The sequence below is a fragment of the Ruminococcus sp. NATIVEDY161 genome (assembly GCF_045819895.1).
GTDB lineage: Bacteria > Bacillota > Clostridia > Oscillospirales > Acutalibacteraceae > Ruminococcoides.
The window spans coordinates 2435368-2460314 of the sequence record NZ_CP162392.1 but is presented as its reverse complement, the minus strand read 5'-3'; the positions used below and the strand labels follow the sequence as shown (position 1 = coordinate 2460314).

Here is a 24947-nt window from a genome sequence, read left to right as displayed (position 1 = left end):
GGAGGGAATGAAATGAAAACAGAAAAATATGAGCGTACCGAGCTTGAAATTATTAAGTTTCAAACCGAAGATGTGATTTCCACAAGCGGCGGTCACGATTACAAACCTGAGGAAGACGAGCTGTCAAACATCGGTAAATAATTATAAATTAAAGCTTCACACCCGCGGCGATTGCTGCGGGTGTGATTTTTATACGATGATACTTGACCGAAGTGCAATAATATGATAAAATGTTAACGAATAAAATATCGGACGACGCATTCAGAAATATTCAGCTATGACTGTCTGCTGACGAAACTCCGGAGAAGCTCTTATGAGTGCCGAAGGTGCAAACGCGAGGATTTACCGAGCGCTAATCTCTCAGGCAAAAGGACGGAGATGGTTTTTACCTGTTTATTAAGTCAGCGTGCGCCGCTGGCTTTTTCTTTTGCGGTTTGAAAAAAAGGAGTAAGATGTAAAAGATGTGGGAAAGTTTCCTGAAAACCGTTGAGGACGTCAACAGCTTTCTTAACGGCATTGTATGGGGTTGGCCCGTTATCATTCTGATTCTCGGTACGGGCATTTTGTTGACAATCCGCACGAAATTTTTGCAGGTGCGCAAATTCGGTGACTCGCTGAATTCTACGATTGTCCCTGCGGTAAAGAGTATCGGCAAAAAACGTCAGAAGGACGAGAGGGTAAAATCCGTTTCTCAGTTTGAGGCGTTTTCTACGGCGATTTCGGGTACGGTAGGTACCGGTAACATTGTCGGCGTTGTTTCCGCGATTTTGACAGGCGGTCCGGGCGCAGTGTTCTGGATGTGGATTTCGGCGTTTTTCGGAATGGTGACAAACTACTCCGAGAACGTGCTTGGTCTTTACTACAGAAAAAAGGATAAAAAAGGCAATATCTCGGGCGGCGCGTTCTACTACATAGCCTACGGCTTAAAGTGGAAATGGCTCGGATATATGGCGGCAATTTTCTGTATGTTCGCGGCTATCGGTATGAGCGGCGTTCAGACTAACAAAATTTCGGGTACAATCAACGAGGCGCTTACGCGCACCGGTCTTACCGACGGCGGAGATTTGGTTAAGCTGTTTATCGGCATCGGCGTTGCGATTATCGCTGGTATCGTTATTATCGGCGGTATTCAGCGTATCGGCAAGGTTGCCTCGATGCTCGTTCCGTTTATGTCCTTGATTTTTATTATTATGTCGGTTACGGCGATTTGTATTCACTTTAACAACATTCCTAAGACCTTCGCTCTTATCTTTGAAAAGGCATTTAACTTCCAGGCTGTCGGCGGCGGTATTCTCGGCTACACCTTTGCTGAAGTTATCAAAAAGGGTATGGCTCGCGGCGTGTTCTCGAACGAGGCAGGACTTGGCTCTTCGGTTATCGCCCACTCGGCTTCCGAGACAAGAGAGCCTGTTAAGCAGGGACTTTGGGGCGTGTTTGAGGTGTTCTTTGACACCTTCGTTATCTGCACGCTCACAGCGCTGATGTTCCTTACAACCTTTGATGTAAACAAGCTTGACGCAAAGATGGAGGACAGCGTTATGAGTATGACGATGTTCTCGGACAACTTCGGCGGCTTAGGAACGGCGGTGTTCTCGGTTATACTTCCTCTGTTCGCGTTTACAACGGTAATCGCGTGGTCGTATTACGGCGAAAAGGCTGTTGAGTTCTGCTTTGGATGGGTTAAGGAAGAAAAACGCAAGCATATTGTTACGGCATTTAAGGTTATTTATGTTGTGCTTATCGCGGCTTCTACGCTTATTCACAGCGAGCTTATCTGGGCGATTGACGACACATTTAACGGACTTATGGCTATTCCGAACCTTATCTGCGTTGTCGCGCTGAGCGGACTTGTAGCTAAGATTACAAAGAACTACTACGACCGCAAGAAAGGCAAAAAGCTTGAACCTATGCTCTCTGCATACCCTGAAATGAACGAGGAATTCAAACTGGATATTATGAGCGGCGACGAGGAAATGCAGTAAATCAACATATAAAATAAATTCAGCGGCAGCTTTCAATTTGAAGCTGCCGCTGTTTTGCGTTTGTAATTTTATGCTTTTGTAAACTTCATAGGCAGGATGTTTTCTACGCTTTTGAAGCCTTCAACCGTGCCGTTTACTTTTGTGATACTTAATTCGTCGCCTTTGATTTCAACCTCGCAGTAGTTAGCGTCTACCCTTTTATCTCCCGTAAAAAGGAAAAGCTTGTTGTCCTCGAGCTCGTAATAACCCGATGCGCCTACTCCCTTTGTGAGCTGATCGACGCTGAATTCCTCGGTAAACTGGTTTACCAAATCTTCAACCGTCTTGTTCTGGGATTTAAGGTATTTTTCAAAAACCTCGTCGCTCATTCCCATAGCCTTGAAAGCATTGGGAATTGCGGTTTTCATATTTTCCTTAATCTTTACAATGGACGCCTGAGCCGAGTCCTCGTCAATTGCGAGCTTGAACGATTTATCGTTATTAAACTCCATCGTAAGCATAACGTCGCAGTCGTCAAACGCTTTATAAAGCTCCTCGTACATAGCCTTTTGGCTTTCATCCGCGGAATTAATGCTGTTCTTTACGTATGACTCAATGATGTCGTTGAACTTAAGGTTATAGTTCCACTTGCCGGCAAGGGGATTTCCCGGTGAGCACGCGCAGAGTGAAACCGCGAATATCACAACCAGCAATACGGCGGTTATCCTTTTGAGCTTAGTCATAGGTGTCAAATCCTTTCGGGTATTAAATTGCCTCTACGATTATATTTTCACCGTCTGAGGTTATATTTATTCCGCTGACCGAGCCTGTTTTTGAGCTGATCATTGCGTTGGCGATTTTTTCCTCTACCTCGCGCCTGATTGTATGGCGAAGGTCTCTCGCGCCGCTCTTGCCTGAGCATGATTTTCCTGCGAGGTACTTGCACGCGGCTTCATCATAGGTGAGCTTGATGTGCTTTTCCTCGAGGGTGGGAACGTACTCGCCAAGCATAAGGTCGGCAATCTTTACGAAATCATCCTCTCCGAGAGAGCGGAATACGATTACTTCGTCCACACGCGCGATAAACTCGGGACGGAGGAAGTCGGATAATGCCTTCATTACCTTTTCCTTGGAAGCCTCGTCCTCGGTTTTACCGAAGCCGAGAGCGGCTGAGCTGCCGCCCGAGCCCGCGTTTGAGGTCATTACAATTACGGTGTTTTCAAAGTTTACCGCTCTGCCGTGAGCGTCGGTAACCTTGCCCTCGTCAAGAATTTGGAGCAGGATATTGAGAACGTCGGGGTGTGCCTTTTCAATCTCGTCAAAGAGCAGAACCGAATACGGACGACGGCGTACCTTCTCGGTAACCTGACCTGCCTCGTCATAGCCGACGTAGCCCGGTGGTGAGCCGATGATTTTTGAGACTGAGTGCTTCTCCATAAACTCGGACATATCAAGGCGGATAAGGGTTTCGGGAGTGTCGAAAAGCTCCTGGCTGAGCACCTTGACAAGCTCGGTTTTACCTACGCCCGTAGGTCCTACGAAAATGAATGACGCAGGACGGCGGCGCGGTGAAATTTGACAGCGGCTGCGCTTGATTGCGGAAGCGAGAGCCTCGACAGCCTCGTCCTGTCCGATGATTTTCTTTTTGAGGTTATCCTCAATATCTACAAGCTTTGCAAGCTCGTTTTCGCGAATTCTTGAAGCCGGAATACCTGTCCAGAGCTCAATAACCTTGGCGATATCCTCCTCGGTTACAGTGGTGTTCAAGTCCTCGGGTGTGAACTTTGACAGCTCGCCGTCAATCCGGGCAAGGCTTGTGTTTACCTTCGCGAGCTCCTCGTAGTTAACCTCCTCGGCTGAGGTGATTTCTTCCTTTTTAAGCTGGAGCTGAGCCTTTTCGTCGTTAAGGTTATCTGCCTTTTCGCGGTTTTTGTTGCGAAGCGCCGCGCATGCGCAGCTTTCGTCGAGCAGGTCAATCGCTTTATCGGGCAGGAAGCGGTCGGTTATATAGCGCTCTGAGAGCACTACGGTCTTTCTAACCACATCGTCGTTAACAACAACGCCGTGGTGCTGTTCGTAATAATCCTTAACGCCTGCGATTACTTCGATAGACTGGGCGATTGTGGGCTCGCCTACCTTAACAGGCTGGAAACGTCTTTCAAGCGCCGAGTCCTTCTCAATGTACTTACGGTACTCGTTAAAGGTTGTAGCGCCGATAACCTGAACCTCGCCGCGCGAAAGGGCAGGCTTGAGGATATTTGCGGCGTTCATTGTGCCCTCGTTGTCGCCTGTGCCGACAAGGCTGTGAACCTCGTCGATAAAGAGGATGATGTTGCCGTTTTCCTTAATCTCGGCTACAAGTCCCTTGATACGGCTTTCAAACTGACCTCTGAACTGTGTGCCTGCCACGAGAGCGGTAAGGTCGAGAAGCTGGATTTCTTTATTTTTGAGTCTGTGGGGAACGTTGCCGTTCGCGATTCTGAGCGCCAAGCCCTCGGCGATTGCGGTTTTACCAACGCCGGGTTCACCGATAAGGCAGGGATTGTTTTTGCTGCGGCGCGAAAGGATTTGGATAACACGCTCAATTTCGCTGTCTCTGCCGATAATACGGTCAATTCTTCCCTCTCTCGCCTTTGCGGTCAAGTCCTCGCAGTAGAGGTTGAGGTGCTTTCTCTTTTTACCGTTTTTTTCTTTTTTAGAATTATTAGCTCCGCCTGCGGTGTTTTCTCCGCCCTTATTGCCGCCGAACATATTGTTAAAGAAGTTCGGAAACGCGGGAGCGCCGTGAGAAAAGTCGTCGTCCTCGCTGCCGGACTGTTCCTTTTTGAACTCCTCCATCTGCTCAGCGAGGTTCTCGGCGCCGCCGAGCTGCTCCATAATCGCGGACATATCGCCGCCCTCGCCCATATTCTGCATAAGGGTGTTCATCTGATCCTGAACGGCTTCGAGGTCGTCGTCGGAAATTCCCATTTTTTTGATTAAATCCTCAACGGGCTTTATACCGAGCTCCTTGGCGCAGGTAAGGCAATAGCCTGTTGTAGGAGCGTCCTTTGAGTTGTTGTTGGTAACAAAAACGACTGCCTGTCGTTTTTTACATCTGCTGCAAAGCATATTTTACCTCCCTTTTAGTAAATTGGTGCTTAAATTACTCTTTGTTCTTATTCTCTTTTAATATATCCAGAAACATTTTTGAATAGTTAAGTAAAGCGAAAATCATTACCGCTGCGGTTATGCAGAACAAAACCAAAATCAAGGTCGGGTTTTCGTACTGATAAACCGCCTTTAAGAATATTATGACGGTGACTGAAATATAGAACACTACCGTAGCCACTTTGCCGTACCAGCGAGAGGCAGGCAGCGGTATTTTCTTTACAAGGAGCACAAGTCCGCAGATAAGCATTGTAAAATCCTTGATAAAAAGGACGAGCATAAGCGGAAGCAATGCCGGGATATAGATTACCATACATACCGCAACTGCTATGAGCGTTATTTTATCCGCCAGCGGATCGAGAATTTTTCCGAGAGAAGTCACCTGATTCAGCTTTCGGGCGAGCAAGCCGTCAAAGCAGTCTGTAAGTCCCGAAATGACGATACATACAGCCGCGGTTATATAATGTCTCGGGTCGTCGTAAAGTCCTCTGATAAAGTAGTATACAAACGGCACTACAAGAATCAGCCGCAAATAGGATAAAATATTCGGAATTGTGACCAAGTCAGACGGCTTGAAACTCCACTTTTCATTTTGCATAAAAACCACCTGTGTAAAATTTTGCTTGTTCAGGCAAAAAGATTGATGTTGAACACGGAGCACAGGAAATAAACAAGTAAAACACCTTCTACTCCGCCGAGAAAAGCCCCCAACAGTCTGTCAAAGGTTCTCAGCACTCTGCCGTCCAACGCTCTTAGAATTAATCTGATGATAAGTTTTATAATTATCATCAGCAGGAAGAACAGTACAAAAACTATTATTACAGCCATTACCGCGACGATTGCCGGGGCAAGCTGGGCTTCTATCGCCTTTGCGATGGAAAGCGTTTGATCGTTTGACAAATTATAGTTACTGACAAGCTTGTCTATCCCCTGCCCCGTCAGCTGATTTGCCGCGCCGACCATTTTTGAGAGCCAGTCGGGCAAAGCCGACAACGCGCTTTCATACGCGACGCTTACGCCCTTTTGAGCGACTGCCTCTTGGATTTTGGTAATCACCGTCTGCTTAAAAAATGTATCGTACATTCCCTGAGCGAGCGGTCCCGATATATGATAGGACAAAAAGGCGTTTAGCGCCAAGCCTATCAGGTTGAGCAAAGTGCGGATAATTCCTCTGTATGCTCCGATTAAAATGAGCAAAAGGATGATTACCGCCGCTCCGATTTGATAATATATCATAAATACCTCTATTTTGCCGAGTCGGGAGACGCGGGACTTTTGCTGAGGTCGACTTGTCTGATTTGGTTGATGCTTAAAACATAAGCCGTTTTGTCAGAAGTCAGAATAATCGCCTGCGAGCCTGTTCCGGCGTCACAGGAATGGATTAGAGCTCCCGACTTATTATATGCGTAAATCATATTTCCGTCAAGTACGGCTATTGTTCCGCCTAAAACAGAGAGCGATTCCGCGCCGTAGCGGTTTTCAACCTCGAACATCTTGTCGCCGTTGTCATTGTAGCTGATAAGCGAACAGCTTCTGCCGTCGCCGCTCTTGGATAGAGCCAGTGCAAAAGAGCCGTTTTGGGGGCTGAAGCAGTAGTTTACCATCGGCATACTCTCGTAGCTTACTGTATTGTACTGCTCTGCTCCGATTTTGATTACGTATGAAGCGTTTTCACCGATTAACGCGGCGCGTCTGCCGCTGATATACTTGCTGTCGATTATAGCGTCGTCGGGGATGGTGTAAGTATTTACAGGCTTATCCTTGCCGAAGTCAAGCACGTACACGCCTGTTTTAATAGCGCCGCCTTCGCTTGAAATTCCGCAGGCTACACAGCCCGAGCCGTCGTTGTTGAGCGCGACGGAGTTGATGTAATATTCTGAAAAAGAATATTTAAATATACGGTTATTGTCCTTATTAAATACGTAAAGCTCGCTTAAATAGCCGTCGCCCTCGGTAACAACACAGTAAACGCCGTTTGAGGCGATGTCTCCGGTGTAGATTACGCCCTGGGCTTCGCCACTGTAGAGCGACTTGTCAAAGCTTAGGATTTGAAATTCTTTTTCACCGAGACCGTAGGTTAAAAATTTGTTTTCCGCGGTCTTCATAACGGGCTTTGAGTGTCTGAGCTGGATGTTCGCAATCTCGCCTCCGGTGGAGTTGAGAGTTACAAACGAGGTGTCGGAAGCGTAGGCGATGCGGTTTTGGTTCACGGTGAAGTTGCCGGACTTTACCTCAGCTCCGACGATATTGACGGGATAGCCCTTGCCGGCGTTGCCGAGAACGTCGTATGTCCACCACACGGAAATGTTCTCCGGTGTGAGCTTGTCGCGGTTCGCAAAGGCGAAAACAATCAGTCCCGCAACAAGAGCGATAACCACGCCGATTATTATTTTTTTGACAGCCGCGGGAGATAAGTCGGTTTTTTCCTGCTCGTAATCTTCGAGCGGGACGTCCTCGTAGCTTATAACCTTGCGGTCTTTATTTACCTTTTTTTCAGAGTAGCGTCCTTTTTTTCTCTTGAACATTTTAAACTCCAATCAAAAAACACAATCAATAATTTACTTTATTTAAATACAGTCCGCACGCTTGGGCGGTAGGCCCTGCATAGCTCCTGTCCTTTTTTTCAATAATAGAATGGATTTCATCGGGCTTGATTTTTCCCTGCTGAACTCTTAGAAGCGTTCCGACCATTATGCGCACCATATTGTACAGAAAGCCGTCCGCTTCTACCTTCATAGTCACCATTTCACCGTCGCGCGTTACGGAAAAATGCTTTACCGTGCGCGTCATATCTCCGGGCTCGCGGCTGTCCTGAGTACAAAACGATGTAAAATCGTGACTACCGAGGTACGCCTGCGCGGCGCTGTTGAGTAAATTTTCGTCGATTTTATAGCGGTAGTGCAGAGCGTAGCCGTCCAAAAACGGATTTCTGACCTCGCTGTTCCAAATTTTGTAGATATATTCCTTGCTTTTGCAGCTGTACCTCGCGTGAAAGCTGTCGTCAACCTCTACACAGTCCATTACTGCTATAGAGAGAGGAAGCCAGCGGTTGAGCGCCGCTTTGAGCCTTTGCGCGGGAATCGGATGGGCGGTTTTTACGCTGAGGCAGTACATATTTGCGTGAACGCCGCTGTCGGTACGGCTGCAGCCCTTTAGGTCAAATTCACTGCCGATTATTTTTGAAAGCGCTTTCTGAAAAGCCTCCTGGACGGTGTAGGCGTTCTGCTGGATTTGCCAGCCGTGAAAGCATTTGCCGTCGTATGAAATTGTTATCAGGAGGTTTCTCAGATTACGTTCGTTGTCAATATGTTGCATACAATTACTCCGCCGATTACTAAGCCCATGGCGATGAATGAAACAACGTCAATGGCTGAAAAATGCAGGGATTTCATCCTTGTTCTGCCTGCTCCGCCGCGGTAGCAGCGACATTCCATGGCAGTCGCGATATCATACGCGCGCCTGAACGCAGACACAAACAACGGTACGAGAATCGGGATAAGCGCCTTGACGCGCTTGAACAGGTTGCCGGACTCCATATCCGCTCCCCTCGCCTTTTGCGCCGACATAAGCTTGTCGGTTTCCTCGAGCAAGGTAGGCACAAACCTGAGCGCAAGCGACATCATCATTGAGATTTCGTGAACCGGAAAATGAATTACGCCGAGCGGCTTCATCAGCCTTTCTATCGCGTCGGTAAGCTCTGTGGGCGAGGTTGTGAAGGTCAGGCAGGAGCTTGCCAAAATCAGGCAGATTATCCTTGACGTTACAAAAATCGCCCTGTGAATTCCGTTCCACGTGATTTTTATTATTCCCCACTGCCAGATTACATCTCCCGTTCCGTAGAACAGGTTGAAAATCGAGGTGATTATTACGATGAAGATTATCACCTTAAGGCTTTTGAAGTAGAATTTGAAGGGGATTTTGCTGAGTATTAAAAACAGTGCGGTAAATGCCGCAGTTACTGCGAGAGAGCAGTAGTTGAAGGTGCAGAAAATTATCGCGACAAAGGCGATGAAGGTCAGGATTTTTCCCCTCGGGTCGAGCCTGTGGATTATGCTGTTTCCCGGGAAATACTGACCGAAGGCTACGTCTCTTACCATATTTTACCCTCCTTTTTCAGGAGAGCCGAAAGCGCCTCAAGCGCTTCGTCCACGGTTAGTATTCCGTCGGGAATATCGTAGCCGCGCTGTTTTAAGCTCTGCATTATTCTGGTTATCTGGGGGACTTTTAAGCCGCATTTTTCGAGCTCGTCACCGTGGGCGAACACCTCTTTTGTCGTGTCAAACATAACAAGCTTTGAGCTGTTCATCACGATTACCCTGTCGGCAACGCGAGCGATGTCCTCCATACTGTGGGACACGAGCAGTACCGTGTTGCCCATCTCTTTATGGTAGCGGACAATCTGGCTGAGCAGAATTTCGCGTCCCATCGGATCAAGTCCTGCCGTTGGCTCATCGAGAATGAGGATTTCGGGCTGCATAGCGATTACACCTGCGATTGCCGCACGGCGCTTTTCTCCGCCTGAAAGGTCAAAGGGAGATTTATCGAGCAGCTCGGGCTTAAGGCTTGTAAAATCCGCCGCGCTTCTTACCGCGCGGTCGAGCTCGTCGCCGCTAAGTTCTTTATTAATCGCGCCGAACGCGATATCCTTATATACGGTTTCTTCAAATAGCTGATATTCGGGGTACTGAAAGACCATTCCGACCTTGAAGCGGACGGAGCGGATTTTTTTAGGCTCTGCCCATATGCTTTTGCCGTCCAAAATAACTTCGCCCTCGGTAGGCTTTATAAGTCCGTTGAGCATTTGGACAAGGGTTGATTTGCCGGAGCCTGTATGACCGATAATGCCGACAAGCTCGCCCTTGTTGATTTTAAGGCTTACGTTATCAACCGCGCGTTTTTCGAACGGCGTGCCCTGTCCGTAAACAAAGCCGAGGTTCTTTAACTCGAGAATTTCACTCATCCAAGCACCTCCCCGAGCATTTTTACGCAATTCTCCGCTGTGAGGGGGATTTTGTCAATATTCGCTCCGCGTCCCTTTAATCTGAACGCAAGCTCTGCCGCCTGCGGAACGTCGAGCCTGTGCTTTTTGAGCAGCTCCACCTGAGAGAAAACCTCGTCGGGAGTTCCCCGGGTGAGCACCTTGCCGCCGTCCATAACCACCACGCGGTCAGCCAAAACAGCTTCCTCCATAAAGTGGGTGATCAAGATAACGGTGATACCCATTTCGCGGTTGAGCTTAATAAGAGTATTCATTACCTCTGCCCTGCCGCTGGGATCAAGCATTGCGGTTGGTTCGTCGAGCACAATGCACTGCGGCTCGATTGCGAGCACGCCTGCGATTGCGATTCTCTGCTTTTGTCCGCCCGAAAGCTTGTACGGCGCGTGCATACGGTAATCGTACATACCGACCGCCTTTAGGGCGCTGTCCACCCTTTTGCGGATTTCGGCAGGCTCAATTCCGAGGTTTTCGGGGCCGAAGGCAACGTCCTCCTCGACAATTGAGGCTACAAGCTGGTTGTCGGGATTTTGCAGGACAAGACCAACCTTTTCGCGTATATCGTAAGTTTTGTTTTCGTCAGATGTATCGTCACCGTCCACATACACCTTGCCGCTGTCCGGCAATAGCATTGCGTTGAGGTGCTTTGCGAGCGTGGATTTTCCGCAGCCGTTGTGGCCGATTACAGCCGTAAAACCGCCTTTTTCGAATTCGAGTGAAACGCCGTCTACAGCGTAAACGGGATTTTTTGTTTCCTCGATGTCGTCATAGGAAAACCGCACGTTCTGTATAGAAATAAAATTCATTTTAATTCTCCCAGATTGCAGTTGAGCCGCACGGCAATATTAAACCCGTGTCGGTCACCTTTAGTCCGATTTCGTCGCTCGACACCTTGCCGCCGAATTTGCTTTGAAGCAGCACGCCGAGCAAATATTGCATTACAGCAGGGCTCAGCCCCGTTGTGTAGGAATTGAGTATAAAAAATACAGGATTATCGCTTAAAACCTGCCCGCACAGGCTTACAAGCGAATAAAGCTGTTCTTCGAGCTTCCATACCTCTCCGCCCGGGCCTCTGCCATAGGATGGGGGATCCATAATAATACCGTCGTATTGGTTGCCGCGGCGGATTTCACGCTGCACAAATTTTACGCAGTCGTCAACCAGCCAGCGCACCGGCTTGTCCGCGATACCGCTCGACTGGGCGTTTTCCTTTGCCCAGAGCACCATACCCTTTGAGGCGTCAACGTGGCAGACAGAAGCGCCTGCGTTCATACACGACAGCGTTGCGCAGCCGGTGTAGCCAAACAAATTAAGCACCTTTAGCGGACGGTTTTGCTCGCGGATTTTCTTAGCCGCAAAGTCCCAGTTTACCGCCTGCTCGGGGAAAACTCCCGTGTGCTTAAAGCCCATGGGCTTTATGTTAAACACAAGGTCGCCGTAGTTTATCGTCCAGCGCTGCGGAACTTTTTTGTACTGCTCCCAGTAGCCGCCGCCCTTGTTTGAGCGATGGTAACGCGCGTGGGCGTTCTTCCAAAGCGGATTCTTCCTGCCCGTTGACCAGATAATCTGCGGATCGGGACGGATTAATATTATATCTCCCCAGCGTTCCAAGCGTTCGCCGTCGGAGGTATCTATAAGCTCATAATCTTTCCAGTTTTGAGATAATCTCATTATAAATCTTCCTAAAATCAAGTTAAGAGTTTGCGTATATAATCAAACCTTCAGACGAAGATATACGTCTGCTCACGGGCGGACACATGGGTCCGCCCCTACGGTTAAAAGGAATTGTTAAATAGACCGAACCCTACATAATTAATTATCAAAGAGGTTTGGTTGAGTAACCGCGCCGTTTACCGCGCCCTTGGGGAATTCGTAGCCGAGGTGGCGGCAGGCTTCGGCGGTTACGCATCTGCCGCGCGGAGTTCTGCTTAAAAAGCCGATTTGCATTAGATACGGCTCGTAAACGTCCTCGATTGTCACGGCTTCCTCACCGATTGCGGCGGCTAAGGTTTCGAGCCCTACAGGGCCGCCGTTGTAAAATTTTATAATCGCCTCTAACATTCGTCTGTCGTTTTGGTCGAGGCCGAGCTCGTCAATTTCGAGACGGTCAAGGGCGGTTCGGGCGGTTTCAAGAGTAATTACGCCGTCCGACATAACCTGCGCAAAGTCGCGCACACGTTTGAGCATACGGTTGGCAATTCGCGGTGTACCGCGCGAGCGCGAGGCTACCTCAATCGCTCCCTCGTAGTCTATCTGAATTCCGAGAATTCCGGCGCTTCGGGTTACAATCTGCGCAAGCTCCTCGGGGGTGTATAGTTCAAGTCTTAAAAGCACGCCGAAACGGTCGCGCAGCGGCGCTGTTAGCTGGCCTGCCCTTGTTGTCGCGCCGACAAGAGTGAACCTCGGCAAAGGCAGGTGATATGAAGCCGCCATCTGTCCTTTACCCGTGATAATGTCGATTGCGAAGTCCTCCATTGAGGGGTACAAGACCTCCTCAACCGCGCGGCTTAGGCGGTGGATTTCGTCGATAAAGAGCACGTCGCCCTCGTTGAGGTTTGTAAGAAGCGCCGCCAAATCGCCGGGCTTTTCGATTGCAGGGCCTGAGGTTATGCGGATATTTACGCCGAGCTCGTTCGCGATAATTCCGGCGAGGGTGGTTTTACCGAGACCCGGAGGGCCGTAGAGAAGAACATGGTCGAGGGTTTCGTGACGGATTTTTGCCGCCTCGATATACACCCTGAGGTTGTCCTTAGCCTTGTCCTGACCGATATATTCGTCGAGGTTTTTCGGTCTGAGCGGATTATCGCCTTCGGAGACGTCCTCGGGAATTTCGTTAGTATCCATTATTCTGTTTTCAAAATCAAAATCATCCGAAAAATGCGTATTGCTCATTACTGTCTTCCCATCTGTCTGAGAGTATGCGCGATAAGCTGTTCAACAGGCAGCGCGCTGTCCATTGTCGCGAGTATGCCCGAAACGTCGGCAGGAGAATAGCCGAGAACTCCGAGAGCCTCTATCGCCTTTGGAATGTTGCCCATAGCTGCGTTTGCCGCCGCTGAAGCCGACGGAAGTGAGGTATCCTCCGAAGAAAGCGACTTTGCGAGCTTGTCCTTGAGCTCAAGCACAATTCGCTGGGCGATTTTTTTGCCGACTCCCTGCGCGCGTGTGATAGTTTTAATATCGTCTGTCGCGATTGCCATCGCTACCTGCTCGGGACTGAGCTCGGAGAGAATTGCAAGACCTGCCTTTGGACCTACGCCGCTTACGCCTATTAAGGTTTTGAAGGTTTCGAGCTCGGTTTTTGCCGAAAAGCCGAACAGCTCCATGGCGTCCTCGCGAACGTTGAGGTAGGTGTAAAGCGTTACCTCGTCGCCAAGGCGCAGGTTTTTAAGCGTATTCATTGTGGTCTGGCAGTTGTAGCCGACTCCGCCGCACTCGACAACCGCGGTGCTTGAATCCATATGAATTAATTTTCCTCTTACGGAATAGAACATTTTATCTCCTTAGAGTTAAGAGTTTAGAGTTTAATATTTTATAATCATCTAAACAATTTTAACGTTTTTAATATGCTGTTTAATTTATAAAAAAATAATAAAATAATTGATTATTGGTAATGATTGCTCTTGCTGTACATTTTCATTCTCAGCTCAGAGCCTGCCGCTTGTGCGTGGCAGATTGCTATTGCCAGGGCGTCGGCGGTATCGTCGGGCTTGGGCATTTCGGGCAGCTTCAAAAGCCTGCGCGTCATTTCCATTACCTGAGGCTTATGCGCCTTGCCGTAGCCTGTTACGGCGGTTTTTACCTGCAAGGGCGTGTACTCAAAAATCGGAATTTTGAGCTTTTGAGCCGCTAAAAGCGTTACTCCCCTTGCCTGCGCAACCTTGATTGCGGTTTTTTGGTTTGTCTGAAAATACAGCCGCTCAATTGCGAGAGCGTCGGGACGGCAGCGGCTTAAAATTGAATAAAGCTCGTCGTAGATATATTCAAGACGGGCGTTGAAGTCGGTATGCGCCTCGGTTTCGACCGAGCCGTAGCCGATAGCCTTGTAGGTATTTGACTGAAAGCTGATCGCTCCCCAACCCACGATTGCGTAACCCGGGTCAATTCCAAACACTACCAAAATATTACCTCCGAAAAAATGGTATAATAACACATACTAAGTTATTATAGCACAAAGGGTTGAAAATGGCAATATTTTTTGACTGTTTTATGACTGCTTTTGCATAGTCAAAACGTTGTGATTGTACGAGATTTCGAGAGTATCGCCCTTCGGGGTGTAGTCAAAGGCGTAGTTTTGGCTGACTGAGCTGTCAAATATCACTATGCTTGTGCTGTCAACAAGGCAGTCGCCGCTGATTGTAATGTCTTTTCCCGCGTTTTTGAGGTTGAATTCCGCGGAGAAATCGCCCGGTTCTCCGTAGAATTTCAGTGAGAGCTCTCCCCCTCCGTCAAGGCTTGCAGTCCAATTTGAGGATATAAGCTCATTTTGCGGACTCGGGGCATTTTGGGTACAGCCGCACAGCATTAACAAGCTGATAATTACGGCTGAAAATAACAGTTTTTTCACGGTAACACATCCTTTTGGTTTAATGTATTCACAATAACAAAAGATTATTACCATTTACAATTCTGTTATAATTCTTGAAAAGAAGAATAATCTTTGGTATATTGTATTCGGATATGTGTATAAATAATTCGGAGTGATTAAATGCAGAACGAATTTACGGAAGCTTGCCGTGTTTTTGAGGATAACGGCAAGGTGCAAAACGCAGGCTGGGCAAAAAAGCTGTTGCTCGACTACAACATCGACGGCAGGCACAGCCAGCGCGACACTTACTTTGTGACGAGCGACGAGTGCTCGATGTACCTGTCGATTGAAAATCTCGGCGCGGATTTTGGAATTAAAATCGCGATTGCCGACCTGAAGCGCGGCGGTATTATTTGCGACAGCGTTATTCAGAAGCGCAGGGTTATGAAAAAGCCGCTGCCCGACAACGCGGACAACGGTGAATTTGAGTTTGAGCGAAAAAATATGCGTCTTAAAATTGCCGAATTGCCGAACGGAAAAAGCCTTAAATGCGAGTTTGCAGGCTTTGGCGGAATGAGCTCGATGAGCTTTGATATATTTCTTTTAAAGAACAATGGTGATATTCTCGATCAGCTTGCGCCGTTTGAGCGAAACAGAAAATTCTACTTTCTTAAGCGCTTTATGCCCTGCTTTTCGGCGCAGGGATTTATTAAGGCAGGCAATATGGTTTACAAGCTCAGCGCCGACAGCGCGAGAGGATGCTTTGACCGCATTAGATTTAAAAAGCCGAGGCTGCACAGTTATCAGCGTTTATGCTCGGACTGTATCATCGGAGGAAAGAGGTTTACGCTGAACCTTGCAAGCCGCGTCGGTGACAACCGCTACGGCAGTGAGAACTGCTTTTTTGTTGACGGCAAGCTCGAAAAGCTGTCGCAGATTACCGTTAAGGGCACGCCGAACAGAATTGACCGACCTATGTTTTTCAGGGGCGGCGTAAGGGCTTTGGATATCTCCTTTAAGCCGTTTACGGTATCGGGCAAGGCGATGATTGCCGAGATGGGCAAAACCTCGGTTGTTTTCGGCAGACTGTACGGCTTTATCAACAGGATTGACTACGACAAGCCGCTTGTGCTTGACAACGCGGTTGCGCATATGATTTATACAGAATTTTAGCATTATGAAGTTTTGATTTATATAAAGAAAAAGCAGGCTTATGCGCCTGCTTTTTTATATGCTCCGATGTATTTCGGGATTTTTGAGGTTAAATCATAAATCACATATACAAACGGACGGTTGAGGGTAATCTTTTTGTCCGCTCTCATTGAGGTGATTTTCTTTGTTGTGCCGGGATTTTTGTTGATTGCCTTTTCGTTAACGCTGATTTCAGCCTCGCCGATTACATTTGAAAGATACAGGTCTGCGTCGGCAGTGCCCATAGCGATAAAGTCAGCCTTGTCGCTACTGAAAGCGTCGGTAATGCCCATCTTTGTGAGTGTGTCCTTAAAGCTGTAGTCGGTGGTCTGTGAGAACTTGGGAACAGCCACTGCGATGTCTTTTTGCTCGGCGGACTTAAACATATTCATTAGGTTTTTGCCGGTCATCGACTTGATATAGTCCTCGATGCTTACGCCCTCGTTGGGCATAATCGCGGCAAAGCCGTAGCAGTTGCCGTCGAAGGTCTTTGTAAAGCCCTCGGATTTGTCGTCCTTAATGTAATACTCAGCGTAGCCGTTCATCATCAGGGCATCGGTCTGCTTGCCGTCCGAGCCTGTGAACTTCTCTTTCTTTGTCGCGTTTTCTGTGAAGAACGTGCTCCAGTCCGCGGTGAATGCGAGCGAGTTTACAGACGTCATAGAGTCGGTTGCCTCGGGGATAAACTTAGTATTCTGAGCAACTCCCTTGCTTTTAAGCCAAGCCGCAATATCATCGCCGGCGTTTTCAAAGTCGTCATACAAAACGGCGGCGTCAAAGAAGGTGCGCACGTCGTTAAGATACTTTTTATCGGGCTTATAGCCTGTCATGCTGTTTATCCAAAGCGAATTGCCGATATTAAACTTTGCGGAGTCGTTTTGGTACTCTCCCTCCATGGCAAAGTAAAAGTAGCGGTTGAGCGTGTATGTGCTGCCGCCGAGAGTCTTTTCAAACTGGGTTAATGTATCGCCGTGAGCGCCGTTTGCCGCGAGGGTGAGCCCGTACACTACGGAAATCGGGGAGATATAGAAGTTTTCTCCGTCCTTATTTGTATTTTGCGCAAGCCTTACAGCAAAATCGGTGTAGAGAGGATCGACATTTGTATCCTCAATCGTGCCCTCAAAGTTGAGCATCTCGGCGTTTTTGAGCAAGTCGGTCGCGCTGCCGGCGGATACGGGCTTTACATTACCGCTCTGGGATGACGAGCTCTGGTTATTCTTTTTGGCGCAGCCTGCAAATGAAGCGACCGTTGCCGCGGCGAGAAATACCGCTATTATACCGTAAAACTTTTTCTTCATAATAAATACCTCTTTTATACTGTAATAGCTATTATATAATTTTATTGAAAAACAATCAAGTGTTTTTGAGCGAAAAAACTTGAAAAAAGTATTAGAATATGATAAAATACTAATAACTTAGTGAATTGGTGGGATTTAAATGAAAATTTCAACAAAGGGCAGATACGCGCTGAGAATGTTGATTGACTTGGCTGAACATCAAAACGACGGATTTATCGCCTTAAAGGATATTGCCGAAAGACAGGGCATATCGAAAAAATATCTTGAGCAGATTATTCCGGTGCTCAACCGCTCGGATGTACTCAATGCAAACCGCGGTTATCAGGGCGGATACAAGCTGGCTAAATCTCCCGACAAATATACCGTCGGCGCTATTTTAAGGCTTACCGAGGGAAGCATCGCTCCCGTTGCCTGCCTTGACCACGAGCCTGTTGACTGCCCGAAGCGCGAGGGCTGCATTACCCTGCCGCTTTGGAAGGGGCTTAACAAGGTGATTACCGACTACCTCGACAGCGTTACGCTGCAGGACCTTTTGGACAATCAAAAGGATATGGTCGCTAACGACTATGTAATTTAATAAAGCAATTAAAAACTGTCATTCCCGAAAATCAGGAATGACAGTAATTTTTTAGTTCTTTTTTACAGCCTGCTGTTTTTCCTTTTCTATCTCCTCTTTGCTCTTCGAGTAACGCGCAAAGATTGAAATTGTCGAAAGGAAGCTTGTCAACAGATAAACAAGCAGTGCGAGCATTGAGCCGAGCGAAATCAGGTTGATTGTTACAATCGTGAGAATTGAAACTACGCCTGCAAGGCAGCACAACAGAGATACGATGTTCTTTAGGTTGCGCTCTTTGTCAAACGCACAGAAGAAAAATCCGATTATCGGAATGATTACGAAAATAAAGTTAAGCGGCAGAATTCTTGTGATTGCCGAAAAGTCCGACGACGACGCGCCGATTACGTTGCCTGTGCCGAGGGCGCTTAGCATTTCATAAACCGAATCGGTGACAAGCTTGCCGTCCTGAACAAACTGATAATACGGCCATGCGCAGAATATAAGCTGGAAAAGATAAAGCACACAGAGCGTTATTCTAAGCCTTTTTCTGGTTTTATTTTCAGGAATTTTGTTCATAATTTCCTCCGTAGACTAAATATTACAATATATTGTAGCACAGAATTCAAATTTGCACAATAGGAAATTTTATGTTATAATTATTTTACATTATTGCAAAGGAGTAATTTTATGAGTTATATTAACGAATCTATTATTTACAATATTTATCCGCTCGGCTACTGCGGAGCACCTAAGGAAAACGACGGCGTGCAGAGCTACCGCCTTGATAAAATTTATGACAGCATTGAGCATTTCAAGAAGCTCGGCGTTAATGTGATTGTGTTCAACCCGGTTTTTGAAAGCTCGCGCCACGGCTACGATACTATTGACTACAAGCGTGTTGACTGCCGCTTGGGTGACAATCAGAGCTTTAAGAAAATCTGCGATACTCTGCGCGAAAACGGTATTAAGGTTATACTTGACGGCGTGTTTAATCACGTTGGCAGAGACTTTTTCGCCTTTAAGGACGTTCAGGAAAAGAAGTGGGATTCGCCCTACTGCGGATGGTTCCAGAATTTGAACTTCGGCGGAAACAGCCCCTACGGCGATCCGTTTTGGTACGAGGGCTGGGCAGGTCACTATGACCTTGTTAAGCTGAATTTGCAAAATCCCGACGTTGTTAACCACCTGCTTGACGCTGTAAACTTTTGGATTGACGAGTTTGGAATTGAAGGTCTGCGCCTTGACGCCGCGGATGTGATTGACATTGATTTCTTTAAAAAGCTCAAGAACCTCTGCAAGTCCAAAAATCCCGAATTTTGGCTGTACGGCGAGATTACCCACGGCGACTACAACCGCTGGGCTAATCCCGACGCGCTCGACTCAGTAACAAACTATGAGTGCTACAAGGGCTTGTACTCAAGCCACAACGACCACAACTATTTTGAGATTGCGCACTCGCTTCAAAGGCAGTTTTCAAACGGCGGAATTTACCAGAATATTTACACCTATAACTTTGTAGACAACCACGATGTTAACCGTATCGCGAGCAATTTGAGGGATAAAAACCACCTGTTCCCCATTCACACAATGCTCTACACCATGCCCGGCGTACCGTCGATTTACTACGGCAGTGAGTACGGAATTGAGGGTAAGAGAACCCGCGAGAGCGACTACGACCTTCGTCCGTGCCTTGACCTCAACAATGTGCCGAACGCAAATTATCAGCTTTTTGACCACCTTGTAAAGCTCGGGAAAATCCGCCTTGCGCTTGAAGCGCTTAAGTACGGAAAGTTTGAGAACGTCAACATTATGAACGAAAAGCTCGTTTACAAGCGCTTTACCGACACTCAGACCGTATTTGTGATGTTTAATTTGACCGACCATACCGAGAGAGTCGGCTTTGACTCGCGCTGTAATGCAAAGCTTACCGACGTGCTTAACGGCAATCAGGTATTTGACTGCAACGGCTGGTGCGAGCTTGACGTTGATGCGTATTCGTCGAGAATTTTGGTAGTCAACAACGGTGATTTTAAGTTAAATCTTGACGAGCCTGTCAGCGCGGACAATTCTAAAAAAACAGAAGAAAAGCCCGAACCGCCTAAGAAGGACGGCGTGTTTGTCGGCGGAAAGTACCGCCACTTTAAGGGCAACGTTTACGAGGTTACGGGCTTTGCCAAGCACAGCGAGACCGGCGAAAAGCTTGTAATTTACCGCTCGGTGAACAATCCCGACGACATTTGGGCAAGACCTTACGATATGTTTAACGAGATTTTCTGGCGCGGCGGCGAGAAGATCAAGCGCTTTGAGCTGATATAATGAAGAACAAAATTCTTATTTTAATCTGCGTTTTAATATTCTTTATCGGAATTATAGGCAGTGCGTTTGTGCTGTTCACCCCGAAAAAGACCAATGTCAACATCAAGCGTGACGGCAGGCTTTTGTACAGCTTTGATTTGAGCAACACCGAGGACAGCGAAATTGAAATTCCCTACGGCAACAGCTCGAATACCATTGAGATTAAGGACGGCAAAATCCGCGTTAAGGAAGCCGAATGTCCGGACAAAACCTGCGTTAATATGGGCTGGATTAGCTCTGCTTCAATGCCGATTGTCTGCCTGCCTAACCACCTTGTCATTGAGTTTGCAGCCGGTTACGAGGATGGCGTTGACACTGTCGCGAGATAATTATATTCTAAGGCAACACCGCACAATTCGCGGTGCACGCCTTGCTTGAATATTACTCCGTCAGACTGCCCAAAAAATCTCGGCAAGGCGCCAGCCTTACCTCAATTTATTTGTGCACCCTGACGAAAAATCTTACGGCGCAATCCGCACACCTGAATCGTGCGGTGTTGCCCTAATTTAGAATTATAGGTAATTTATGAAAGCAAAAAGACTTGCCGAGCTGTCGGTGCTCACGGCAGTATCACTGATTATTTTTATAGTTGAGCTGCAAATTCCCAACCCCTTCCCCATTCCGGGAATTAAGCTGGGGCTTGCAAATATTATCACGGTCTTTGCGGTTTATCACTACAAGGCGTATGAGGTCGCTATGATTGTCGGCGTGCGGCTTGTGCTAGGCTCGATTTTCGGCGGAAACATTACAGCGCTTATTTACAGCGCTTCGGGAGCGGTTTTATGCCTGCTCGGTATGTTGCTGCTAAAAAGGATAATCGACGAAAAACACATTTGGATTGCGAGCATTTTTGGCGCGGTTCTGCATAACACAGGGCAGATTATCGCGGCGGTTATTGTAACGCAAACGGTTCAGATTTTCGCTTACTATCCGTTTTTGCTTGTATCGGGATGCTTGGCAGGACTGTTCACAGGACTGTGCGCGCAGCTGATTATGCCGAGGATAAAATTTTTTAGAAAATGAAATCGAAAAATTATTGTTTTTTAAAGGCTCCCCCCAATGTGTGAAGCACTTTGGGGGAGGCTTTAAAAACATTAAACTCTAAACATTAAACTCTAAACTCTTAATACAACTAAACCCCTCTCCTGCATAGTATGACTATGAAAGGAGAGTTTTTTATGACCGAAAATATGCCTAAGCCTTCGGGCGAGACTCCGTTTAAGCCTGAGTATCAGGAATATATTGATGAAAACAAGGGGCGCGGTTCGCTGAAAATTCAGGCGAGCGTTGCCGAGGACGCATTTCCGCTTAAGGATGTTTTTGTCGACGTCTCGATGATTTACAAGGGTAAACGATACTCGATTTATAACGATACAACCGATTCGTCTGGAATTGTCAACGAAATTGTCCTGCCGTCAAAGCTCAGCGCCGAAAGTCAAACTCCGCAGAACGCTTCCGACAGCGTTACGCAGTATTTGATTTCTGCATATCACCCGGGTTTTGAACCGATTGTGGACTGCCCTGTGAACATCTTTGACAGAGTGGAAACGATTTTGCCCGTGAGCCTTAACCCTCTCGGAATTGGATTGGAGCGGTAATATGGCTTCTCCTGTTATTCCAACCTACATCACTGTGCACCTCGGCAGACCTAACCAGCCTGCGGAGAACGTCACGCTGCCATTTACCGAGTACATCAAAAACGTCGCTTCGTCCGAGATATACCCCACGTGGCCTGAAAATGCGATTAGAGCGAATATTCTGGCGCAGATTTCATTTGCGCTCAACCGAATTTACACCGAGTATTACCGCAGCCGCGGCTATGATTTTGACATCACAAACAACACCGCGATTGACCAGGCGTTTAACAAGGACGGCGAGGTTTACAGCAACATCAGCGCAATTGTCGATGAAATATTCAACAACTACATTGTCCGCCGTGGGCGTGTTGAGCCGCTTTACGCGCAGTTTTGCGACGGCTATACGACGAGCTGCAACGGTCTTTCTCAGTGGGGCAGTGTTACGCTTGCAAACCGCGGGCTTAGCCCGATTGAGATTTTGCGGTACTACTACGGCGACGATATCTCGCTTGTATACAACGCGCCTATCAGCGACAACACGCAGTCATACCCGGGAACGGCGCTTCGGCGCGGTTCGTTCGGAGACGATGTTGTGACAATTAAGCGCGAGCTGAACAGGATTTCGCAGAACTACCCGGCGATTCCGAAGATTCAGTATATCAACGGCGTGTTTGATTTGGAGACCGAAAACGCCGTCAAGAAGTTTCAGGAGATTTTTAACCTGTCCCCCGACGGAATTGTCGGCAAGGCGACATGGTACAAAATCAAGCAGATTTTCGCTTCGGTAAAGCGGCTTTCCGAGCTTACCGGAGAGGGGCTGACAATCTCCGAGGTTTCCCGAAGATACACAAGAGAGCTTAGCATGGGCAGCCAGGGCGAGGACGTTGAGGCTCTGCAATACTACCTCGCGTTTATCGGCTACTTTTTTCCCGAGCTTCCGCCGATTCCGATTACGGGCTTTTTCGGTGAGTTCACGCGCGACGCGGTTTTCAGCTTTCAGAACACCTACGGACTGCCTGTGACGGGTGTGGTAGACGCGAACGTTTTTAACCGCATTGAACAGGTATACAACACGGTTGTCAGCGAGCTTCCTGCGAACTATCAGAGCGCTATCGGAGAGCCGTACCCGGGCAGATTTTTGGTTGAAGGCGACCGCGGAGAGAGCGTGAGGATTATTCAGGGATATCTGAATAAAATCGGTCAGAATGTTGAGCAAATCCCTGTGATTGAGGTTGACGGAGTTTTCGGCGTGAGGACTAAAGCGGCGGTAATTGCGCTTCAACAGTACCTCGGAATTGAACAGACCGGCGCGATAGGCCCTGTTGAATGGGCTGAGATTATTACGCTGGGTAATAATCTGTAAAGAAAAAGAACTTTATTTGAGCGTTTGTTTTTAACTGTAGGGGGCTGTCGCACTAAGCCCTAAATAAAAACAAGACCGGGTAGCCCGAAAGGGTTGCCCGGTTAGTGCTTTCAATGTATAATTAATTGCAACAAAATCCACATAGAAAGCGGGTTAATTATACTATGAAAGTGTTAAGAAATCAACTGTTTTTACCATTAAATTTTGAAGTATTAATCGACGAGAACGATCCTGTAAGGAAACTTACAGAAATATGCGATACATTGGACTATACAAAACTCTATGATGTATACCTTCGTCATTGGCGCTCGATTGATCCGGCAATAATGTTTGAGATACTTGTATTTGCAAATATGAATTGCATCTATTCCAGCCGTGATATAGAACAAGCCTGTAAGACTGACATCCGTTTTATGTGGTTACTTCAAGGTGAGCCTGCTCCCGACCATTCAACCTTCGCTCGCTTTCAAAACGAAAAGCTCGTGGGAGTCATTGAAGATTTATTTTATCAACTAATTCTAAAACTTCATGAGCTTGGCGAGATAGAGTTTAATAATATCTTCATAGACGGAACCAAGATAGAAGCAAACGCCAACCGTTATACATTCGTATGGGCAAAAACCGTAGAAAAGAATTTGCAGAAGCTCAACGCAAAGATTAATAACGAACTGCCTGATTTATGTCAAAAATACGGATTGTCGGAATCCGCTACACTGGCAGATGTAATTGAGTTTCTTCTCAAAGCAAGAGATTTTCTCGGTATTAAGTTTGTATACGGAAGAGGCAAGCGCAAAACGGATATCCAGAGGGATTATGACCGCATATATGAATATCTTGAAAGAATAGATCGATATCACGAAAGTCAAACGATACTCGGCACACGAAAGAGCTATTCTAAAACAGACTTAGACGCAACGTTTATGCGAATGAAAGAGGATCATATGAGGAATGGTCAGCTTAAACCCGCGTACAATGTACAAATCGGCGTTGAGAGCGAGTACATTGTTGGGGTAGGATTGTTTTCTAATCCGACCGATACAACAACCCTTATTCCTTTTCTTGAACGTCTGCAAAAGAATATCGGCAGAAAATACTTAAACATCATTGCTGACGCGGGATACGCGAGCGAGGAGAATTACACATATCTTGAAGAAAACGACCAGAACGCGTACATCAAGCCCGCGGATTATGAAATTAAAAAGACAAGAAAATACAAGAGTAATATTTACCGTGTAGAAAATCTCAGCTATGACGAAATCGGAGATTATTTCACTTGTCCAAACGGCAAGAGATTAAATCACGCTTATGACAGCAAGAGCAAAACAAAGAATGATTATGAAATCATAAAAAGTTACTACATATGCGAAAGCTGTGAAGGATGCCCTCATAGAGATAAATGTTACAAAGGCAAATACGAAAATCGTAAGGTTTCTTTTTCTAAAACTATGGCAAGACAAAAAGCTGAAGCTACCGAACGAATTACTGCCGATGAAGGAAATATTCTTCGACAGAACCGCTCAATTCAAGTTGAGGGAGCCTTCGGCGTTTTGAAGCAGGACAGAGATTTCAGACGCTTCTTAACACGCGGAAAAACAAAGACGGAAACGCAATTTTTGCTGCTTGCTTTCGCTTTCAACATCAAGAAGTTATGGAACCGCACAATTGACGGACGTTTAGGTCTGTCGTTATTCAATCAACAAGCCGCGTAAACTTAAAAGTTTTCCACAAAAAATCAAAGAGAGGATGGAGTTTTCCCCACCCTCTGATTAGTGTCGTTTTCTTGCTGTTGAAATGTGATGATATTTTACATGTCTTTACCTGTTACTTATACTGAGAGGCTGCCGCTTCATTTTGCGACAGCCCCGTGAACAGACGTTTGTTCTCGTCTTAATCCTTGATTTATAAAAACAAAATTTAACTGAACGACCTCGGGCGCACATTCCAGTGCGCCCCTACGATGTAAATTATATGT

At 47.1% G+C, this 24947-nt stretch carries 26 protein-coding genes and 1 riboswitch; of the genes, 10 read left to right on the top strand and 16 right to left on the bottom strand.

Annotated features, from left to right (window positions below; genetic code table 11):
* The first annotated feature begins 12 nt into the window (after positions 1-12).
* Positions 13-141, top strand: coding sequence for a hypothetical protein (locus AB1I50_RS11680; protein ID WP_407724175.1), 129 nt, complete (start codon positions 13-15; stop codon positions 139-141).
* 148 nt (positions 142-289) lie between these two features.
* A riboswitch (glycine riboswitch) is annotated at positions 290-386 on the top strand.
* A gap of 75 nt (positions 387-461) precedes the next feature.
* Positions 462-1982 carry an alanine/glycine:cation symporter family protein gene (locus AB1I50_RS11675; RefSeq protein ID WP_407724174.1) on the top strand — a complete coding sequence of 507 codons (1521 nt, stop codon included), beginning with the start codon at positions 462-464 and terminating at the stop codon, positions 1980-1982.
* Between the two features lie 68 nt (positions 1983-2050).
* On the opposite strand, the gene AB1I50_RS11670 is transcribed toward AB1I50_RS11675, so the two are convergent.
* The 14 genes from AB1I50_RS11670 to AB1I50_RS11605 all read right to left on the bottom strand — a co-directional run bounded on the left by AB1I50_RS11670 (position 2051) and on the right by AB1I50_RS11605 (position 14674).
* Positions 2051-2704, bottom strand: a complete 654-nt coding sequence (locus AB1I50_RS11670; RefSeq protein ID WP_407724173.1) for a hypothetical protein — start codon at positions 2702-2704, stop codon at positions 2051-2053.
* 22 nt (positions 2705-2726) lie between these two features.
* A complete protein-coding gene (locus tag AB1I50_RS11665; RefSeq protein WP_407724172.1) occupies positions 2727-5072 on the bottom strand; it encodes an ATP-dependent Clp protease ATP-binding subunit in 2346 nt (781 codons plus the stop codon).
* Between the two features lie 34 nt (positions 5073-5106).
* Positions 5107-5709 carry a CDP-alcohol phosphatidyltransferase family protein gene (locus tag AB1I50_RS11660; protein ID WP_407724171.1) on the bottom strand — a complete coding sequence of 201 codons (603 nt, stop codon included), beginning with the start codon at positions 5707-5709 and terminating at the stop codon, positions 5107-5109.
* Positions 5710-5738: 29 nt separating this feature from the next.
* Complete coding sequence (locus tag AB1I50_RS11655; protein WP_407724170.1) at positions 5739-6347, bottom strand: CvpA family protein; 609 nt, start codon at positions 6345-6347, stop codon at positions 5739-5741.
* 8 nt (positions 6348-6355) lie between these two features.
* Positions 6356-7636, bottom strand: coding sequence for a DUF5711 family protein (locus tag AB1I50_RS11650; protein ID WP_407724169.1), 1281 nt, complete (start codon positions 7634-7636; stop codon positions 6356-6358).
* 25 nt (positions 7637-7661) lie between these two features.
* Positions 7662-8426, bottom strand: coding sequence for a tRNA pseudouridine(38-40) synthase TruA (gene truA, locus AB1I50_RS11645; protein WP_407724168.1), 765 nt, complete (start codon positions 8424-8426; stop codon positions 7662-7664).
* Complete coding sequence (locus tag AB1I50_RS11640) at positions 8396-9208, bottom strand: energy-coupling factor transporter transmembrane component T family protein (protein ID WP_407724167.1); 813 nt, start codon at positions 9206-9208, stop codon at positions 8396-8398. The genes truA and AB1I50_RS11640 overlap by 31 nt, the downstream gene beginning before the upstream one ends.
* Positions 9202-10071, bottom strand: a complete 870-nt coding sequence (locus AB1I50_RS11635) for an energy-coupling factor transporter ATPase (protein WP_407724166.1) — start codon at positions 10069-10071, stop codon at positions 9202-9204. The genes AB1I50_RS11640 and AB1I50_RS11635 overlap by 7 nt, the downstream gene beginning before the upstream one ends.
* Positions 10068-10913 carry an energy-coupling factor transporter ATPase gene (locus AB1I50_RS11630; RefSeq protein WP_407724165.1) on the bottom strand — a complete coding sequence of 282 codons (846 nt, stop codon included), beginning with the start codon at positions 10911-10913 and terminating at the stop codon, positions 10068-10070. The genes AB1I50_RS11635 and AB1I50_RS11630 overlap by 4 nt, the downstream gene beginning before the upstream one ends.
* Position 10914: 1 nt before the next feature.
* On the bottom strand, positions 10915-11778 hold the full coding sequence (locus tag AB1I50_RS11625) for a class I SAM-dependent methyltransferase (RefSeq protein WP_407724163.1): 864 nt from the start codon (positions 11776-11778) through the stop codon (positions 10915-10917).
* Between the two features lie 141 nt (positions 11779-11919).
* Positions 11920-12999 (bottom strand): Holliday junction branch migration DNA helicase RuvB, encoded by a 1080-nt coding sequence (gene ruvB / locus AB1I50_RS11620; protein WP_407724162.1) that lies wholly within the window; start codon positions 12997-12999, stop codon positions 11920-11922.
* Complete coding sequence (ruvA, locus tag AB1I50_RS11615) at positions 12999-13601, bottom strand: Holliday junction branch migration protein RuvA (RefSeq protein ID WP_407724161.1); 603 nt, start codon at positions 13599-13601, stop codon at positions 12999-13001. Before ruvA ends, ruvB begins: the two co-directional genes overlap by 1 nt.
* A gap of 110 nt (positions 13602-13711) precedes the next feature.
* Positions 13712-14227, bottom strand: a complete 516-nt coding sequence (ruvC, locus tag AB1I50_RS11610) for a crossover junction endodeoxyribonuclease RuvC (protein ID WP_407724160.1) — start codon at positions 14225-14227, stop codon at positions 13712-13714.
* Positions 14228-14314: 87 nt separating this feature from the next.
* Positions 14315-14674, bottom strand: a complete 360-nt coding sequence (locus AB1I50_RS11605) for a hypothetical protein (protein ID WP_407724159.1) — start codon at positions 14672-14674, stop codon at positions 14315-14317.
* 141 nt (positions 14675-14815) lie between these two features.
* Between AB1I50_RS11605 and AB1I50_RS11600 the strand changes: the two genes are divergently transcribed.
* Positions 14816-15808 carry a DUF2804 family protein gene (locus tag AB1I50_RS11600; RefSeq protein WP_407724158.1) on the top strand — a complete coding sequence of 331 codons (993 nt, stop codon included), beginning with the start codon at positions 14816-14818 and terminating at the stop codon, positions 15806-15808.
* 38 nt (positions 15809-15846) lie between these two features.
* Here the strand turns inward: AB1I50_RS11600 and AB1I50_RS11595 are convergent, their stop codons facing one another.
* The gene (locus AB1I50_RS11595) at positions 15847-17124 is read right to left on the bottom strand and encodes a serpin family protein (RefSeq protein ID WP_407724157.1); all 1278 of its coding nucleotides are present in this window, start codon (positions 17122-17124) and stop codon (positions 15847-15849) included.
* A gap of 139 nt (positions 17125-17263) precedes the next feature.
* On the opposite strand from AB1I50_RS11595, the gene AB1I50_RS11590 reads away from it, so the two are divergent.
* Positions 17264-17701, top strand: coding sequence for an RrF2 family transcriptional regulator (locus AB1I50_RS11590; protein ID WP_407724156.1), 438 nt, complete (start codon positions 17264-17266; stop codon positions 17699-17701).
* Positions 17702-17752: 51 nt separating this feature from the next.
* Here the strand turns inward: AB1I50_RS11590 and AB1I50_RS11585 are convergent, their stop codons facing one another.
* Positions 17753-18256 (bottom strand): hypothetical protein, encoded by a 504-nt coding sequence (locus AB1I50_RS11585; protein ID WP_407724155.1) that lies wholly within the window; start codon positions 18254-18256, stop codon positions 17753-17755.
* A 111-nt stretch (positions 18257-18367) separates the two neighbouring features.
* On the opposite strand from AB1I50_RS11585, the gene AB1I50_RS11580 reads away from it, so the two are divergent.
* The 6 genes from AB1I50_RS11580 to AB1I50_RS11555 all read left to right on the top strand — a co-directional run bounded on the left by AB1I50_RS11580 (position 18368) and on the right by AB1I50_RS11555 (position 24684).
* Complete coding sequence (locus AB1I50_RS11580) at positions 18368-19996, top strand: DUF1653 domain-containing protein (protein WP_407724154.1); 1629 nt, start codon at positions 18368-18370, stop codon at positions 19994-19996.
* Positions 19996-20364, top strand: coding sequence for a NusG domain II-containing protein (locus AB1I50_RS11575; protein WP_407724153.1), 369 nt, complete (start codon positions 19996-19998; stop codon positions 20362-20364). Before AB1I50_RS11580 ends, AB1I50_RS11575 begins: the two co-directional genes overlap by 1 nt.
* Before the next feature lie 196 nt (positions 20365-20560).
* Positions 20561-21058 (top strand): Gx transporter family protein, encoded by a 498-nt coding sequence (locus AB1I50_RS11570; protein WP_407724152.1) that lies wholly within the window; start codon positions 20561-20563, stop codon positions 21056-21058.
* 155 nt (positions 21059-21213) lie between these two features.
* Positions 21214-21633, top strand: a complete 420-nt coding sequence (locus tag AB1I50_RS11565; RefSeq protein ID WP_407724151.1) for a hypothetical protein — start codon at positions 21214-21216, stop codon at positions 21631-21633.
* A gap of 1 nt (position 21634) precedes the next feature.
* Positions 21635-22975 carry a peptidoglycan-binding protein gene (locus tag AB1I50_RS11560; RefSeq protein WP_407724150.1) on the top strand — a complete coding sequence of 447 codons (1341 nt, stop codon included), beginning with the start codon at positions 21635-21637 and terminating at the stop codon, positions 22973-22975.
* A gap of 164 nt (positions 22976-23139) precedes the next feature.
* The gene (locus tag AB1I50_RS11555; RefSeq protein ID WP_407724048.1) at positions 23140-24684 is read left to right on the top strand and encodes an IS1182 family transposase; all 1545 of its coding nucleotides are present in this window, start codon (positions 23140-23142) and stop codon (positions 24682-24684) included.
* The last annotated feature ends 263 nt before the right edge of the window (positions 24685-24947 follow it).